The sequence below is a fragment of the Paraburkholderia sp. SIMBA_030 genome, assembly GCF_046535245.1.
Taxonomy (GTDB): Bacteria; Pseudomonadota; Gammaproteobacteria; order Burkholderiales; family Burkholderiaceae; genus Paraburkholderia.
In genome coordinates this window covers 118,191-132,072 of the sequence record NZ_JAWRXB010000022.1, presented here as the reverse complement: position 1 = coordinate 132,072, position 13,882 = coordinate 118,191, and the positions used below count along the sequence as shown (strand labels likewise).

Annotated in this window: 15 protein-coding genes and 1 tRNA gene; 9 read left to right on the top strand and 7 right to left on the bottom strand. The window is 62.3% G+C overall.

What is annotated here, in order from left to right:
• Positions 1–6 precede the first annotated feature (6 nt).
• Entirely contained in the window at positions 7–1,122 is a 1,116-nt protein-coding gene (gene mutY / locus SB772_RS31590) for an A/G-specific adenine glycosylase (protein ID WP_410837073.1), read from the bottom strand.
• 7 nt (positions 1,123–1,129) lie between these two features.
• Positions 1,130–1,960: a bifunctional DNA-formamidopyrimidine glycosylase/DNA-(apurinic or apyrimidinic site) lyase gene (mutM, locus tag SB772_RS31585; protein ID WP_410837072.1), complete on the bottom strand. Its 831-nt coding sequence runs from the start codon at positions 1,958–1,960 to the stop codon at positions 1,130–1,132.
• An 87-nt stretch (positions 1,961–2,047) separates the two neighbouring features.
• Here mutM and SB772_RS31580 point away from each other — a divergent pair, with 87 nt between their 5' ends.
• From SB772_RS31580 to hisC, 8 genes are all read left to right on the top strand, one after another.
• Positions 2,048–3,889 (top strand): tetratricopeptide repeat protein, encoded by a 1,842-nt coding sequence (locus tag SB772_RS31580; RefSeq protein WP_410837071.1) that lies wholly within the window; start codon positions 2,048–2,050, stop codon positions 3,887–3,889.
• Positions 3,889–4,521 (top strand): lipoprotein insertase outer membrane protein LolB, encoded by a 633-nt coding sequence (gene lolB / locus SB772_RS31575; protein WP_410837070.1) that lies wholly within the window; start codon positions 3,889–3,891, stop codon positions 4,519–4,521. Before SB772_RS31580 ends, lolB begins: the two co-directional genes overlap by 1 nt.
• Before the next feature lie 53 nt (positions 4,522–4,574).
• A complete protein-coding gene (gene ispE, locus SB772_RS31570) occupies positions 4,575–5,456 on the top strand; it encodes a 4-(cytidine 5'-diphospho)-2-C-methyl-D-erythritol kinase (protein ID WP_410837069.1) in 882 nt (293 codons plus the stop codon).
• A 52-nt stretch (positions 5,457–5,508) separates the two neighbouring features.
• A tRNA-Gln gene (locus SB772_RS31565) sits at positions 5,509–5,585 on the top strand.
• Positions 5,586–5,631: 46 nt separating this feature from the next.
• Positions 5,632–6,588 (top strand): ribose-phosphate pyrophosphokinase, encoded by a 957-nt coding sequence (locus SB772_RS31560; protein ID WP_410837068.1) that lies wholly within the window; start codon positions 5,632–5,634, stop codon positions 6,586–6,588.
• A gap of 161 nt (positions 6,589–6,749) precedes the next feature.
• Complete coding sequence (locus tag SB772_RS31555; protein ID WP_410837067.1) at positions 6,750–7,370, top strand: 50S ribosomal protein L25/general stress protein Ctc; 621 nt, start codon at positions 6,750–6,752, stop codon at positions 7,368–7,370.
• Between the two features lie 143 nt (positions 7,371–7,513).
• Positions 7,514–8,116, top strand: coding sequence for an aminoacyl-tRNA hydrolase (gene pth / locus SB772_RS31550; RefSeq protein ID WP_410837066.1), 603 nt, complete (start codon positions 7,514–7,516; stop codon positions 8,114–8,116).
• 65 nt (positions 8,117–8,181) lie between these two features.
• The gene (gene hisC / locus SB772_RS31545) at positions 8,182–9,261 is read left to right on the top strand and encodes a histidinol-phosphate transaminase (RefSeq protein ID WP_410837065.1); all 1,080 of its coding nucleotides are present in this window, start codon (positions 8,182–8,184) and stop codon (positions 9,259–9,261) included.
• Positions 9,262–9,337: 76 nt separating this feature from the next.
• Here hisC and SB772_RS31540 read toward each other — a convergent pair whose 3' ends face one another.
• The 3 genes from SB772_RS31540 to rsmD form a co-directional block, all read right to left on the bottom strand.
• A complete protein-coding gene (locus tag SB772_RS31540) occupies positions 9,338–9,595 on the bottom strand; it encodes a YfhL family 4Fe-4S dicluster ferredoxin (RefSeq protein WP_341313311.1) in 258 nt (85 codons plus the stop codon).
• 63 nt (positions 9,596–9,658) lie between these two features.
• Positions 9,659–10,174, bottom strand: a complete 516-nt coding sequence (gene coaD / locus SB772_RS31535) for a pantetheine-phosphate adenylyltransferase (protein ID WP_341313312.1) — start codon at positions 10,172–10,174, stop codon at positions 9,659–9,661.
• 112 nt (positions 10,175–10,286) lie between these two features.
• Positions 10,287–10,901 carry a 16S rRNA (guanine(966)-N(2))-methyltransferase RsmD gene (gene rsmD / locus SB772_RS31530; RefSeq protein WP_410837064.1) on the bottom strand — a complete coding sequence of 205 codons (615 nt, stop codon included), beginning with the start codon at positions 10,899–10,901 and terminating at the stop codon, positions 10,287–10,289.
• Positions 10,902–11,142: 241 nt separating this feature from the next.
• On the opposite strand from rsmD, the gene ftsY reads away from it, so the two are divergent.
• On the top strand, positions 11,143–12,267 hold the full coding sequence (gene ftsY, locus SB772_RS31525; RefSeq protein WP_410837063.1) for a signal recognition particle-docking protein FtsY: 1,125 nt from the start codon (positions 11,143–11,145) through the stop codon (positions 12,265–12,267).
• A 68-nt stretch (positions 12,268–12,335) separates the two neighbouring features.
• On the opposite strand, the gene maiA is transcribed toward ftsY, so the two are convergent.
• The gene (gene maiA, locus SB772_RS31520) at positions 12,336–12,980 is read right to left on the bottom strand and encodes a maleylacetoacetate isomerase (RefSeq protein ID WP_410837062.1); all 645 of its coding nucleotides are present in this window, start codon (positions 12,978–12,980) and stop codon (positions 12,336–12,338) included.
• Positions 12,981–13,004: 24 nt separating this feature from the next.
• Complete coding sequence (locus SB772_RS31515) at positions 13,005–13,703, bottom strand: fumarylacetoacetate hydrolase family protein (protein WP_410837061.1); 699 nt, start codon at positions 13,701–13,703, stop codon at positions 13,005–13,007.
• Positions 13,704–13,882: the final 179 nt, after the last annotated feature.

Below are 13,882 nucleotides of genomic sequence, written 5' to 3'. Positions count from 1 at the left end.
GATTTTTTACAGCAGCGAACCTTGCAAACCATCCAGCAGTTTGCGCACCGGCGCGGGCACGCCGAACGAATCGAGATCGCTTAGCGCGACCCACGCGGTGTCCGCATCGCCTAGCGCGGCCGGCGTGCCCACAGCGCGGCCCAGGTCCACGAGCCGCGGCTCGATATCCAGCCTGAAATGCGTAAATACATGCGTGAGCGGCGCGAGCGGCGAGACCGTTCCATCGCTACCGAAGGCACGCGCACGCTCCGCTAGCGCGGCTTCGTCGGCAGCTTCAGGCAGGCTCCACAAGCCGCCCCAGATGCCCGACGGCGGGCGCTTTTCCAGCATCACGGCGTTGCCGTCGCGCAGCACCAGCATCCAGGTGCGGCGCGTCGGCACCGTTTTCCTGGGCCGCGCCGTGGGCAACTCGCGCTGCCGTCCCGTCACGTTCGCCACGCAGTCGACTGCGAACGCGCAGCGTAAGCAGTCCGGTTTGCCGCGCACGCACAGCGTTGCCCCGAGGTCCATCAGACCTTGCGTGTAGGCGCTGACATCGTCGTCGGACGCATTCGACGGCAGCAGCGATTCCGCCAGCGTCCACATTGCGTTCTCGACTTTCTTCTCGCCGGGAAAACCTTCGACGCCGAATACGCGCGCCAGGACGCGCTTCACGTTGCCGTCGAGGATCGTCGCGCGCGCGCCGAACGCGAACGACGCGATCGCCGCCGCCGTCGAGCGGCCGATGCCGGGCAATTCGGCGAGTTCGTCGACCGACGCCGGAAACGCGCCGCCATGCTGCCCGGCCACCGCCTGCGCGCAGCGATGCAGATTGCGCGCGCGTGAGTAGTAGCCAAGGCCGGCCCATAACGCCATCACGTCGTCGAGCGGCGCGGCGGCGAGCGCGGCGACATCCGGAAATCGCGCCAGAAACTTCGCGTAGTACGGAATCACCGTCGACACCTGGGTCTGTTGCAGCATGATTTCCGACAACCAGATGCGATAGGGGTCGCGGGTGTTCTGCCAGGGCAGGTCGTGACGGCCATGCCGGCGCTGCCAGGCAATCAGGCGGGCGGAGAAATCGGACAAGGCCGGATAACTTGACGCGGCAGGCGCGGCGGACGGGGTTAAACGAGAGGGCATTGAAAAATTAGCGCTGGCAGGTCGGACAGAAGTAAGTCGAGCGCTGCCCCTGCACGATCTGTTTGATCGGCGTTCCACACACGCGGCATGGCAGCCCCGCGCGATCATAGACGAAATAGTCGAGCTGGAAGTAACCGCTTTCACCATTGCTGCCGACGAAATCGCGCAGCGTACTGCCGCCCTTTTCGATCGCGGCGGCGAGCGTCACGCGTACCGCGTCCGCCAGCAAATCGTATCGAACCAGCGAGACACGGCCTGCCGCCGTGGTGGGGCGGATGCCGGCGCGAAAAAGGCTCTCGGACGCGTAAATATTGCCCACGCCCACTACGATGTCACCCGCCAGCAAAGCCTGCTTCACCGACACCTTGCGCTCACGCGTGCGCCGATGCATCAGCGCACCGGAGAACGCCGGCGAAAACGGCTCCACGCCGAGGCTCGCAAGCAGCGGATGCTCGAGCACGCCGCCGGCTTCGCGCGGATGCCACAGGACCGCGCCGAAGCGGCGCGGATCACGATAGCGCAGAATAAACTCGTCGAAAATCCAGTCGATGTGATCGTGTTTCGCCGCGGCCGGCGGGCGCGGCACGTGGCGCAGCACACGCAGCGTGCCGCTCATGCCCAGGTGCACAATGAACCATCCGGCGTCGATTTCGAACAGCAGGTATTTGCCGCGCCGCTCGACCTTGCGCACCACGCTGCCACGCAAGGTTTTCGCAAGGTCCGCCGGAATCGGCCAACGCAGCGCGGGCGTGCGCACATCGACGCGTTCAACCTTGCGCCCGCACACATACGGTTCGATTCCCCGTCGGGTAACCTCAACTTCTGGCAACTCTGGCATGTCTAACTGGTCTGCAACTTGCGTGAGTGGTTGTGCGCGTATTGTAGCGAGCGCGTTACAATCGTCCGAAACATTGAACGGATTTCCATGAACTTGTCCTTCGTGAAGCTGTTTTCGAAGCGCCCGGCAAACGCATCGCGCTTGCCGCACGCTGTCTCCGCTCGCCGGACGCTCGGCGCTGCCGCGCTCGCCGTTTGGGCGCTGGCGGCCGTGCCCGCGTACGCGCAGGCCCCCTCGCCGGACTCGGATGACACCTCCGTCACCCTGCCGGACCCGCTCGGCCCTGCGTCGGCGGAAGAGCAGAAGTCTTTGCCGAACATCGCACTGTCGAGCCAGATCGTATTCCAGGTGCTCGCCGCCGAAGTCGCGTTGCAACGCGACCAGCCGGCGCCCGCCTACCAGACCTACCTCGCGCTCGCGCGCGATACGCACGATCCGCGCATGGCGCAACGCGCCACCGAAATCGCGCTGGCCGCGCAGAGCCCGTCGGATGCCTTAGCCGCCGCGCAATTGTGGCAGCAGTATGCGCCGAGTTCGGAACGCGCCGCGCAACTCGATGCGTCGCTACTCGTGCTGTCCGGCAAACCTGACGACGCCGCGCCGCTGCTCGCGAGCGAACTGGCGAAAATCCCTGCCGACAATCGCGGCAGTGCGATCCTCGCGCTGCAATTGCTGCTCTCGCGCGGTCCGAACCGGATCGGCGGCTTGCATGTGCTGCAGGATCTGCTGAAGAACGACATGAACCGGCCCGAAGCTCAACTGGCCATCGCGCGTCAGCAGCTCGTTTCGGACGACGCGCCGGGCGCGCGCAAATCGCTCGAACAGGCGCTTACGCTCAAGCCCGACTATCTGCCGGCCGCGCTGACGCTGTCGCAGATGGGCCCGGAGGAGCGCAAGGAAGGTATCGCGTCGCTCGAAAAGTACGTGCAGCAGAATCCGAAATCGCATGACGCGCGTCTCGCGCTCGCGCAGATGTATCTCGCGAGCGACCGTCTGGATGACGCGCAGAAGCAGTTCGAGATCATGCACAAGAACAACGCGAAGGATCTCACGCCGCTCATGGCGCTCGCGCTGATCAAGATCCAGCAAAAGAATTTGACCGAGGCGCAAACGTACCTCACCCAGTACGCGCAGCAAGCCGACAAAACGCCGGGCGCCGATCCGGGCCAGGCGTACATCTACCTTGCGCAACTGTCGCTCGAACAGAGGAACGAAGCGGCGGCGAGCGACTGGCTGAACAGGATTTCCCCGTCGAGCCAGCAGTACATGCCGGCCCAGATCACGCGTGCGCAATTGCTCGCCAAGCAAGGTAAGACCGAAGACGCCCGCAACCTGCTGGCCGGCCTGCAGGCGCCCGATCCGCGTGACCAGGCGCTGATCGCGCGTACTGATGCGGCAATTCTGTTCGACGCGAAACGCTACCCCGAGGCGGAAGCGAGCCTGCAAAAAGCTACCGCGAATTTCCCGGACGATCCCGATCTGACCTACGACTACGCCATGGCCGCCGAAAAGAACGGCCATTACGACATCATGGAAGCGCAACTGCGCAAGTTGATCCAGACACAGCCTGACAATCCTCAGGCGTATAACGCGCTCGGCTATTCGCTGGCCGATCGCAATCAGCGCCTGTCGGAAGCGAACAGGCTGGTCGAGAAGGCTTCGTCGCTGGCGCCGAACGACGCATTCATCATGGACAGCGTCGGCTGGGTCAAATACCGGATGGGCAACACGTCGGACGCGATCAAGCTGCTGCGCAAAGCCTACGACATCCAGCCGAATGCCGAAATCGGCGCGCACCTCGGTGAAGTGTTGTGGAAAACGGGTGCGCAGGATCAGGCACGCGCCGCTTTCCGCGATGCTCGCAAGCTCGAGCCGGATAACGACACGCTTGTTAAAACGCTGCAACGTCTCCAGGTAAACGATCTTTGATGCGTCTTTCCCGCTTGTTTTCTTATTCCCGGGCGCCGCATGGCGCGGCGCTCGGACTTGCAGCGGCGGCTGTCGTGGTGTTGGCTGGTTGTGCATCGGTAAAGCCGCAAGGGCCGTCGATGTCGAATGCCGCGACATCCGTCGCTGCGCAAACGAGCCGCTCTTATCAAGGGCGATTCTCGGTCCAGTACAACGATCAGAACGGCCAGCAGCGCAACGCGTACGGCAACTTCGCCTGGCAGGAAACCGGCGACACTGTCACTCTGCAGTTACGCAATCCGCTCGGCCAGACGCTCGCGATCGTGACTTCATCGCCGGCTGCGGCCACGCTCGAATTGCCGAACCGTCAGCCGCTCACCGCCGACAACGTCTCCACGCTGATGCAAAATGCACTCGGTTTCGCGCTGCCGGTCGAAGGACTGCGCTATTGGCTGCAGCCATCGCCTGCGCCGACTTCGCGTGCGAGCACCGAGAAGGATCCTGAACAGCCGTCGCGCCTGAAGCAGATTACGCAGGACGGCTGGACGATCGATTACCTGGCGTATGCCGACGCGCCGGCCACCGGCGTGAAACGCGTCAACCTGAGCCGCTCGGAACCGCCGCTCGACATCAAGCTCGTGCTGGATCAATAGCCGCGCCTGTTCGCGCAACCTTGGCGCCGCTTTGGCGCGTGTAGCCCAGACTCATGATCGAAACAACCGACGCGCTGCGCGATTGCCTCGCGCCAGCGAAGCTGAACCTCTTCCTGCACATCACCGGCCGACGCCCGGACGGTTATCACACGCTGCAAACGGTCTTCCAGTTGCTCGACTGGGGCGACACACTCCATTTCACCCGGCGCAACGACGGCCTCATCACACGCAGCACCGAGATCGCCGAGGTCCCGCCGGAGCACGACCTCACCGTTCGCGCGGCAACGCTTCTGAAGGCGCATACGGGCTCGCCGGAGGGCGTCGACATCGAAATCGAGAAGCGCCTGCCGATGGGTGCGGGCTTAGGCGGCGGCAGTTCCGACGCGGCCACCACGCTGCTTGCACTGAACCGCCTGTGGAAGCTCAATCTCCCGCGCCTGGCGTTGCAGGAACTGGCGCTGAAGCTCGGCGCCGACGTGCCATTTTTTATTTTTGGGAAAAATGCGTTCGCACAGGGTGTCGGAGAAGCATTAGACGTTGTACAATTGCCGCCGCGCCATTTCCTGGTAGTGACGCCGAAGGTTCATGTTCCGACTGCAGCGGTTTTTTCCGAAAAAGCGTTGACAAGAGATTCAAAACCCCTCAGAATTACGGACTTTCCTGCAGAACTTAGCTGTAATACTGAATGGCCGGAAAGCTTCGGCCGGAATGACATGCAGCAGGTTGTCGTAGGGAAGTACGCGGAAGTAGCGCAAGTGCTGCGGTGGTTTGAAAACATCGCGCCAGCGCGGATGTCCGGATCAGGTGCAAGTGTATTTGCAGCGTTTCGTAGTAAAGCTGAAGCAGAAGTGGCGCAAGCCAAGCTGCCAGCCGAATGGAACAGCGCAGTGACTGCCGGCCTCGATCAGCATCCACTCTTTGCTTTCGCGTCATAAGTTTTGCATCGTCGAACGAAACTCCACGTTCGGCGGAGCTTAAAGTTAGTGTAGGGGAGTCGCCAAGCTGGTTAAGGCACCGGATTTTGATTCCGGCATGCAAAGGTTCGAATCCTTTCTCCCCTGCCAAAAATTCTCGCATTTCCCCTCGCCCCCAGCCTGAAGTAGGTGCACGATGAGCAGCCATGACGGCCTGATGGTTTTTACTGGCAACGCAAATCCCGCGCTTGCACAGGAAGTCGTCAAAATCCTCGGTATTCCCCTCGGCAAAGCAATGGTTAGCCGTTTCTCGGACGGTGAAATCCAGGTCGAGATTCAGGAAAACGTGCGTGGCAAGGATGTCTTCGTCCTGCAATCCACGTGCGCGCCGGCGAATGACAATCTGATGGAACTGATGATCATGGTCGATGCGCTCAAGCGCGCATCCGCTGGCCGGATCACCGCAGCCATCCCCTACTTCGGTTATGCCCGTCAAGATCGACGCCCCCGTTCGGCGCGCGTCGCCATCTCGGCGAAGATCGTGGCGAATATGCTGGAAATCGCCGGCGTCGAGCGGATCATCACGATGGATCTGCACGCCGACCAGATTCAAGGCTTCTTCGACATCCCGGTCGACAACATCTACGCTACGCCCGTGCTGCTCGGCGATCTGCGCAAGCAGAACTACGAGAACCTGCTGGTCGTGTCGCCGGATGTCGGCGGCGTGGTGCGTGCCCGGGCATTGGCCAAGCAACTGAATTGCGATCTCGCGATCATCGACAAGCGCCGCCCCAAGGCGAACGTTGCCGAAGTGATGAACATCATCGGTGAAGTCGAAGGCCGTACCTGCGTGATCATGGACGACATGGTCGACACCGCCGGCACGCTCTGCAAGGCAGCTCAGGTTTTGAAGGAACGCGGTGCGAAGCAGGTGTTCGCTTACGCTACCCACCCGGTTCTGTCGGGCGGTGCAGGCGAGCGTATCGCAGCTTCGGCACTCGACGAACTCGTTGTCACGGACACGATCCCGCTCGGCGACGAAGCCCGCTCGTGCCCCAAGATCCGTTCGTTGACCAGCGCTGGCCTGCTTGCCGAAACGTTCTCGCGGATTCGCCGCGGCGATTCGGTGATGTCGCTGTTCGCTGAAAGTTAAGTATTTGCGAGGGCGCAGCGCGTTGCACTATCGCACGCTGCGCTTTTGCACAATCGGCATGAACGAACGAAGGTTCGTGCCGCCGTTCTGGGGCCTCAGCCATCATGGCTTGCGGGCCCCGTTTTTACTGCCTGGTCGCGGGCAGTGCATTGGAGATTCAAATGAAAGTAGTCGCTTTCGAGCGTAACCTGCAAGGTACGGGTGCGAGCCGCCGCCTGCGTAACTCGGGCAAGACCCCGGGCATCGTATATGGCGCTGGTGCTGAAACGCAATTGGTCGAACTGGACCACAACGCGCTGTGGCATGCGCTGAAGAAAGAAGTTTTCCACTCGTCGATTCTCGACCTGGAAGTCGGTGGCAAGTCGCAGCAGGTTCTGCTGCGCGACGTGCAATACCACCCGTTCCGTCAGCTCGTGCTGCACATAGACTTCCAACGTGTCGACGCGAAGAAGAAGCTGCACACCAAGGTGCCGCTGCACTTCATGAACCAGGAAACCAACCCGGCAGTGAAGCTGTCGAGCGCGGTGATCTCGCACGTCCTCAACGAAATCGAAGTCGAGTGCCTGCCGTCGGCACTGCCGGAATTCCTCGAAGTCGACCTCGCGAAGATCGAAGCCGGTAATTCGCTGCACGCGAAGGACATCGTCCTGCCGGCAGGCGTCGCGCTGGTTGCTCACGTTGAAGCTGAAAACCCGGTCATCGCTGCCGCAACGATCCCGGCTGGTGCAATCGCCGAAGGCGACGCCGCTGCTGCAGGCGAAGGCGAAACGCCGGCTGCTTAAGCTACACTGAGCGAGCAATCCTCTCGAGCCGTTTCAATGAAACGGTCGATGTGACCCGCCGAGGTTCGCCCCGGCGGGTTTTTTTTTCGGTTTTTTTCGGCTCGGTTGCGTTCGGCATCCGGGCCAGATGGACCCACGCAATCATGATCAAGCTGATCGTCGGGCTCGGCAATCCGGGCGCCGAATACACCGCGACGCGCCACAATGCCGGCTTCTGGCTGGTCGATCAACTGGCGCGCGAAGCAGGCGCGACGCTGCGCGACGAGCGGCGCTTCCACGGTTTCTACGCGAAAGCGCGGCTTCATGGCGAAGAAGTGCATCTGCTGGAACCGCAGACGTATATGAACCGCTCGGGTCAGTCGGTCGTTGCGCTCGCACAGTTCTTCAAGATCCTCCCCGACGAGATTCTGGTCGCCCACGACGAACTCGATATGCCGCCCGGCAGCGTCAAGCTGAAGCTTGGCGGCGGCAGCGGCGGTCATAATGGGCTGAAAGACATCACCGCCCATCTGTCAACGCAACAGTATTGGCGGCTGCGGATCGGTATCGGTCATCCGCGCGATCTGATTCCCGAAAGCGCGCGCGCCGGGGCGAAGCCGGATGTCGCCAATTACGTGCTGAAACCGCCGCGGCGCGAAGAACAGGACCTGATCGACGCGGCGGTCGAACGTGCGCTTGCCGTGATGCCGCAGATAATCAAAGGCGAACTCGAACGCGCGATGATGCAGCTGCATCGCAATTCCTGAGGCCCTCACCCAGCTTCACCCGCATCTGCCGCCCATCGCCGTATAGCTACCGACAGGAGATCCGCTTGAGCCGCTACTGGAGTGACATCGTTCACCGTCTGACGCCGTATGTGCCGGGCGAGCAGCCCGCGCTCACGCATCCGGTCAAGCTGAACACCAACGAGAACCCGTACCCGCCGTCGCCGCGCGTGGTCGAAGCGATCCGCGAGGAACTAGGCGATGCAGGCGAGTCGCTAAGGCGCTACCCCGATCCGACGGCGCGCAAACTGCGCGAAACAGTCGCCGCGTATCACGGTATTCGCCCGGAGCAGGTGTTCGCGGGCAACGGTTCGGACGAAGTGCTGGCGCTTACCTTTCAGGCGTTGCTGAAGCACGATGAGCCGCTGCTGTTTCCGGATATCACGTACAGCTTCTATCCGACGTACGCGCGGCTGTTCGAGGTCAACTATCGGACGGTCGCGCTCGACGACGCCTTCGCCATCAATGTCGACGATTACGCGGCGCCTAACGGCGGCGTGCTGTTCCCGAATCCGAATGCACCGACGGGACGTCCGCTGCCGCTCGCCGATATAGAGCGTCTGGTGGCGAGAAACACCGATTCGGTCGTGGTGATCGATGAGGCGTATGTCGATTTCGGCGCCGAATCCGCCATCAAGCTGATTGACCGCTATCCGCATCTGCTGGTGGTTCAAACGGCGTCGAAGTCGCGTTCGCTCGCCGGGATGCGTGTCGGCTTCGCGTTCGGCGATCCGGGGTTGATCGACGCGCTAACCCGCGTGAAGGACAGCTTTAACTCGTATCCGCTCGACCGGCTGGCACAAGTTGCCGCCATCGCCGCTTATGAGGACGATGTCTGGTTCCGCAGCAATTGCGCCAAGGTCGTGACGAGCCGTGAGCGGCTGGCCGCGGGGTTGACGGCGCTGGGCTTCGAGGTGGTGCCGTCGGCGGCGAATCTGCTGTTCGCGCGCCATAAAGGCTATGACGCAGCGACGCTCACGGCACGGCTAAGGGAAAAGGAAATTTTCGTGCGCCATTTCAAGGCGCCGCGAATCGACCAGCATTTGCGGATCTCGGTCGGCACCGACGCCGAATGCGACATCCTGCTGAACGCGTTGCGCGACATCTTCAGCGCTTACGTCGGGTAACGACACACCGCCCAAACAAAGGCGAAGGGCAAAGTGCGACGCAAAAATCGCGGCGAGGCTAATGCCTCGCCGTTCATCACGCGCCCTTCGCGGCCTGCAACGCGTGATACTTCGCCATCAACCCTTGCGGCGTTTCCAGATGCTGCGGGTCGCGCGGAATGCACTCGACCGGACACACCTGAATACATTGCGGCTCGTCGAAATGGCCGACACACTCGGTGCATTTCTTCGGGTCGATCACGTAGATTTCCGGGCCCATCGAAATTGCGTCGTTCGGGCACTCGGGCTCGCACACGTCGCAATTGATGCACTCGTCGGTAATCATCAAGGCCATACTTCTCTCACTTCGCGCCGGCCGGAGCCGGCTTTCATCCGTCGAACCGACAGTTTACGCCGGTTACGGCTGCGCCGCGGAAGCGCCGTTATCCTGATCCAGCGCGGCAACTTTTTCCTTCAGCCATTTTTCGACTGACGGGAACACGAATTTGCTGACATCGCCGCCCAGTTGCGCGATTTCACGCACGATCGTGCCTGAGATGAACTGATATTGATCGGACGGGGTCATGAACATGGTTTCGACATCCGGCAACAGATAACGATTCATGCCGGCCATCTGGAACTCGTATTCGAAGTCCGACACCGCGCGCAGGCCGCGCACGATCACCCGTGCGTTATTACTGCGGACGAAATCCTTCAGCAGGCCCTTGAAGCTCATCACCTGAACATTCGGGTAGTGGCCAAGCACTTCATGGGCGATGTCGAGGCGCTCTTCGAGCGTGAAGAACGGCTTTTTGTTACGGCTGTCGGCAACACCCACCACCAGTGTGTCGAAAATGCTCGACGCGCGTCGAACGAGGTCTTCGTGACCGCGCGTCAGCGGGTCGAACGTGCCCGGGTACACGGCGACTACCATGAGACTTCTCCTCTCTTCAGACAAATGGGCACGTCAAAGCGTCCACGCGACGCGTTTGGCACCGACCGCGCGCGTGACGGCAAACTGTCCGGCGCTTGTTTTGGAACGCGCATTATTCCTCATTTTCGCGCTGCAGCAAATGAAAGTGCACAGCACCCGCTTTGCCCTGCCGCACGATTTCCCACCCGGCGAGCGCCTCGTTCCCATCGAGCTTGAGCGCGGCGCCCGCTTCGACATACAGAAAGCCATGCGCGCTTAGCAGCGGCACGGCCAACTTGAGCGCCTTGCCGAGCAGATCATCGCCGAAAGGCGGATCGAGAAATACGACGTCGAACGACCCGGGTGCGAGACTCGCGGCAAGCCGCAAGCCGTCTGCTTCCGCGATTTCGATCGTGCGCGCGGACAGGCGTTCCTGGTTCGCGCGCAGCTGGCTGGCGGCCCGCGCATTGCGCTCGACCATCAACACCCGTGCCGCGCCGCGCGAGGCCGCTTCGAAGCCCAGCGCGCCACTGCCGGCAAACAGATCGAGGCAGCGCTGGCCATCCAGACGTTGACCGAGCCAGTTGAACAGCGTTTCGCGCACGCGGTCGGGCGTCGGCCGCAGACCGTCAAGGTCGAGTACGGGCAGCGGCGTGCGCTTCCAGTCGCCGCCGATGATACGGATAGCGTGCGCTTTGCCGCCTTTGGATGAAGCGCCGTGGGCGCGTGAAGGTGCGGAACGGGGCATGCAGTTTCGATTACGTAAAAAAGGCGCCCGCCACGTCGATACGGGCGGCCCGGAGCGCCAACGTTACCACAGGGACGCGCAGCGTCCAGCCCGGCCGTTCGGCCTATACGTCGGGTAGCGGCGCGCCTGATAAAATATGCGGCTTCCAGCGCCTTGCATCCCGCATCGCAACGCTGCCTGCCGCTCCTGCCGGTTTTGTGCCGGCTGCGCGCATCGGCGCGCGCTCTCACCATGCCAGATCATGTTCAGCTTTTTCAAACGATTCAAGGGTTCGAAAGAGTCCGATAACGCGCCGGAAGAATCTCAGACGGCGCCGCAAGCCTTAGCGCCCGAGACCGTCGTCGAGGCGCCAGCAGCGCCCGCAGCGCAGCCGGCAGCCACTGCGCCGGCAAACGAGCCGCAGCCCGACGAGTTCACGCCGGAAATCGTCGAAATCGTCCCGCCGCCAGTACAGGACGCGGGTGCGAAGCGATCCTGGCTGACGCGCCTGAAAACCGGCCTGTCGAAGACGAGTTCGAACCTGACCGGTATTTTCGTCGGCACGAAGATCGACGAGGAACTGTACGAAGAACTGGAAACCGCGCTGCTGGTGTCGGACGCGGGTGTCGACGCTACCGAATTCCTGCTTGAATCGCTGCGTGAGAAAGTGCGCGCCGAGCGCCTCACCGACCCGCAACAGGTAAAAACGGCGCTGCGCACGCTGCTGGTCGATCTTCTCAAGCCGCTGGAAAGCTCGCTGATGCTCGGCCGCGCGCAACCGCTCGTGATGATGATCGCCGGCGTGAACGGCGCGGGCAAGACCACCAGCATCGGCAAACTCGCCAAGCATCTGCAAAGCTTCGATCAATCGGTACTGCTGGCCGCGGGCGATACCTTCCGCGCCGCCGCGCGCGAGCAACTGGCGATCTGGGGTCAGCGCAACAACGTGACGGTGGTGTCGCAGGAAAGCGGCGATCCGGCCGCGGTAATCTTCGACGCGGTCGGCGCCGCGCGTGCGCGCAAGATCGACGTGCTGATGGCCGACACCGCCGGCCGTCTGCCGACCCAACTGCATCTCATGGAAGAACTGCGCAAGGTGAAGCGCGTGATCGGCAAGGCACAAGACGGCGCGCCGCACGAAGTGCTGCTGGTGATCGACGCGAACACCGGCCAGAACGCGCTCGCCCAGGTGAAAGCGTTCGACGATGCGCTCGGCCTCACCGGCCTGATCGTGACCAAGCTCGACGGCACGGCCAAAGGCGGCATTCTTGCGGCGATCGCGCGGCAGCGTCCGATTCCGGTGTACTTCATCGGCGTCGGCGAAAAGGTCGAGGATTTGCAGCCGTTTAGCGCGGAAGAGTTTTCGGACGCGTTGCTGGGCGGTTGAGCAACCGGGCGGCACACACCAGAAGGGCGCTCCGCGGAGCGCCCTTTATTCATTCAGGCAACACAACCTTATTCCGCGTCCGGCTGCGCACCAGGCGCCGCACGCGCGAACGCATCGAGTTGCATCGCGTGATCGTAGATGCGCTGAATCGTCGGGAACCGCGCAGTGTCGACCTTGAAGCGCTGCGCGTTGAACACCTGCGGGATCAGGCAGGCGTCGGCCAACGTCGGCTGATCGCCGAAGCACAGTTTGCCGGTGCGCGAATCGCCCGCCAGATGCGCATCGAGCGTCGTAAAACCCGCCTCGACCCAATGCCGGTACCACGCGTCCTTCGCGTCGTCGTCAAGGCACAACGTGTGCTTCAGGTACTTCAGCACGCGCAGGTTGTTCAGCGGATGAATCTCGCACGCGACCTGCAACGCCACCGAACGCACATACGCACGGTCGGCCGGCGCCGCCGGCAGCAGCGGCGGCTCGGGATGCGTTTCCTCCAGATATTCGATGATCGCGAGCGACTGCGGCATCACTTCGTTGCCGTCGACGAACGTCGGCACGATACCGTCCACATTCACCTTGCGATACTCGGGCTTCAACTGCTCGCCGCCGTCGCGCACGAGGTGCACGGGCACGTAGTCGTACGACAGGCTCTTCACGTTCAGCGCGATACGCACGCGATAGGACGCCGAGCTACGGAAATAGCTGTAAAGCTTCATGTTGTGTGTCTCCTCCGCTCGTATTCAGACCACGCGTACGCTGAACTCGCCAATTCCGTCCACGCCACCCTTCATCAGGTCGCCCTGCACCACCGCGCCGACGCCTTCCGGCGTGCCGGTGAAAATCAGATCGCCCGGTTGCAGTTCAAACAACGTCGACAGATACGCGATCGTCTCGCCCACCGACCAGATCAACTGCGACACGTCCGAGCTTTGTTTTTTCTCGCCATTCACCGACAACCAGATCGCGCCCTTGTCGACATGCCCGACTGCGGCCGCCGGATGAATCGGACCGATCGGCGCCGAATGATCGAAGCCCTTTGCGGTATCCCACGGACGACCCAGCTTCTTCGCCTCGGCCTGCAAATCGCGGCGCGTCATGTCGAGCCCCAGTGCATAGCCATAGACGTGGTCGAGCGCGCTTTCGACGGGAATGTTCTTGCCGCCCTGGCCGATCGCCGCCACCAGTTCCATCTCGAAGTGCACGTTCTTCGATTGCGACGGATAGGGGAATTCGCCGGTCGCGCCAGGCGCCACGTACAGCACGGCATCGGCCGGCTTGGTGAAGAAGAACGGCGGTTCGCGGTCGGGGTCATGTCCCATCTCACGCGCGTGCGCCTCGTAGTTGCGGCCCACACAGTAGATGCGACGTACCGCGAACTGCTCGCTGGACCCCACGACCGGCACCGCGACCGCCGGTGCGGGTGCAAATACGTAACTCATCCCGTTCTCCGTCTTTTGAATTGTGCCGCCAGCGCGGCGATAAGGCATTGAGTTTAACGCGCCGGCAAGCCCGGCGCGCGTCGAGACGCACGACCGGCAACGCAGGCGCATCGTCTCGCGAGATCGTCATAGATGCGATACTCACAGTGAATAGTGTCCTTTGAATACGGTGGCCGACC

Bases quoted from the DNA above. Each gene is read 5' to 3' on its own strand.
- SB772_RS31560 (WP_410837068.1), top strand. From the start codon at position 5,632: ATGAGCAGCCATGACGGCCTGATGGTTTTTACTGGCAACGCAAATCCC.
- coaD (WP_341313312.1), bottom strand. From the start codon at position 10,174: ATGGTAGTCGCCGTGTACCCGGGCACGTTCGACCCGCTGACGCGCGGT.
- pth (WP_410837066.1), top strand. From the start codon at position 7,514: ATGATCAAGCTGATCGTCGGGCTCGGCAATCCGGGCGCCGAATACACC.
- maiA (WP_410837062.1), bottom strand. From the start codon at position 12,980: ATGAAGCTTTACAGCTATTTCCGTAGCTCGGCGTCCTATCGCGTGCGT.
- lolB (WP_410837070.1), top strand. From the start codon at position 3,889: ATGCGTCTTTCCCGCTTGTTTTCTTATTCCCGGGCGCCGCATGGCGCG.
- SB772_RS31540 (WP_341313311.1), bottom strand. From the start codon at position 9,595: ATGGCCTTGATGATTACCGACGAGTGCATCAATTGCGACGTGTGCGAG.
- SB772_RS31515 (WP_410837061.1), bottom strand. From the start codon at position 13,703: ATGAGTTACGTATTTGCACCCGCACCGGCGGTCGCGGTGCCGGTCGTG.
- rsmD (WP_410837064.1), bottom strand. From the start codon at position 10,901: ATGCCCCGTTCCGCACCTTCACGCGCCCACGGCGCTTCATCCAAAGGC.
- SB772_RS31555 (WP_410837067.1), top strand. From the start codon at position 6,750: ATGAAAGTAGTCGCTTTCGAGCGTAACCTGCAAGGTACGGGTGCGAGC.
- ftsY (WP_410837063.1), top strand. From the start codon at position 11,143: ATGTTCAGCTTTTTCAAACGATTCAAGGGTTCGAAAGAGTCCGATAAC.
- ispE (WP_410837069.1), top strand. From the start codon at position 4,575: ATGATCGAAACAACCGACGCGCTGCGCGATTGCCTCGCGCCAGCGAAG.
- SB772_RS31580 (WP_410837071.1), top strand. From the start codon at position 2,048: ATGAACTTGTCCTTCGTGAAGCTGTTTTCGAAGCGCCCGGCAAACGCA.
- mutY (WP_410837073.1), bottom strand. From the start codon at position 1,122: ATGCCCTCTCGTTTAACCCCGTCCGCCGCGCCTGCCGCGTCAAGTTAT.
- mutM (WP_410837072.1), bottom strand. From the start codon at position 1,960: ATGCCAGAGTTGCCAGAAGTTGAGGTTACCCGACGGGGAATCGAACCG.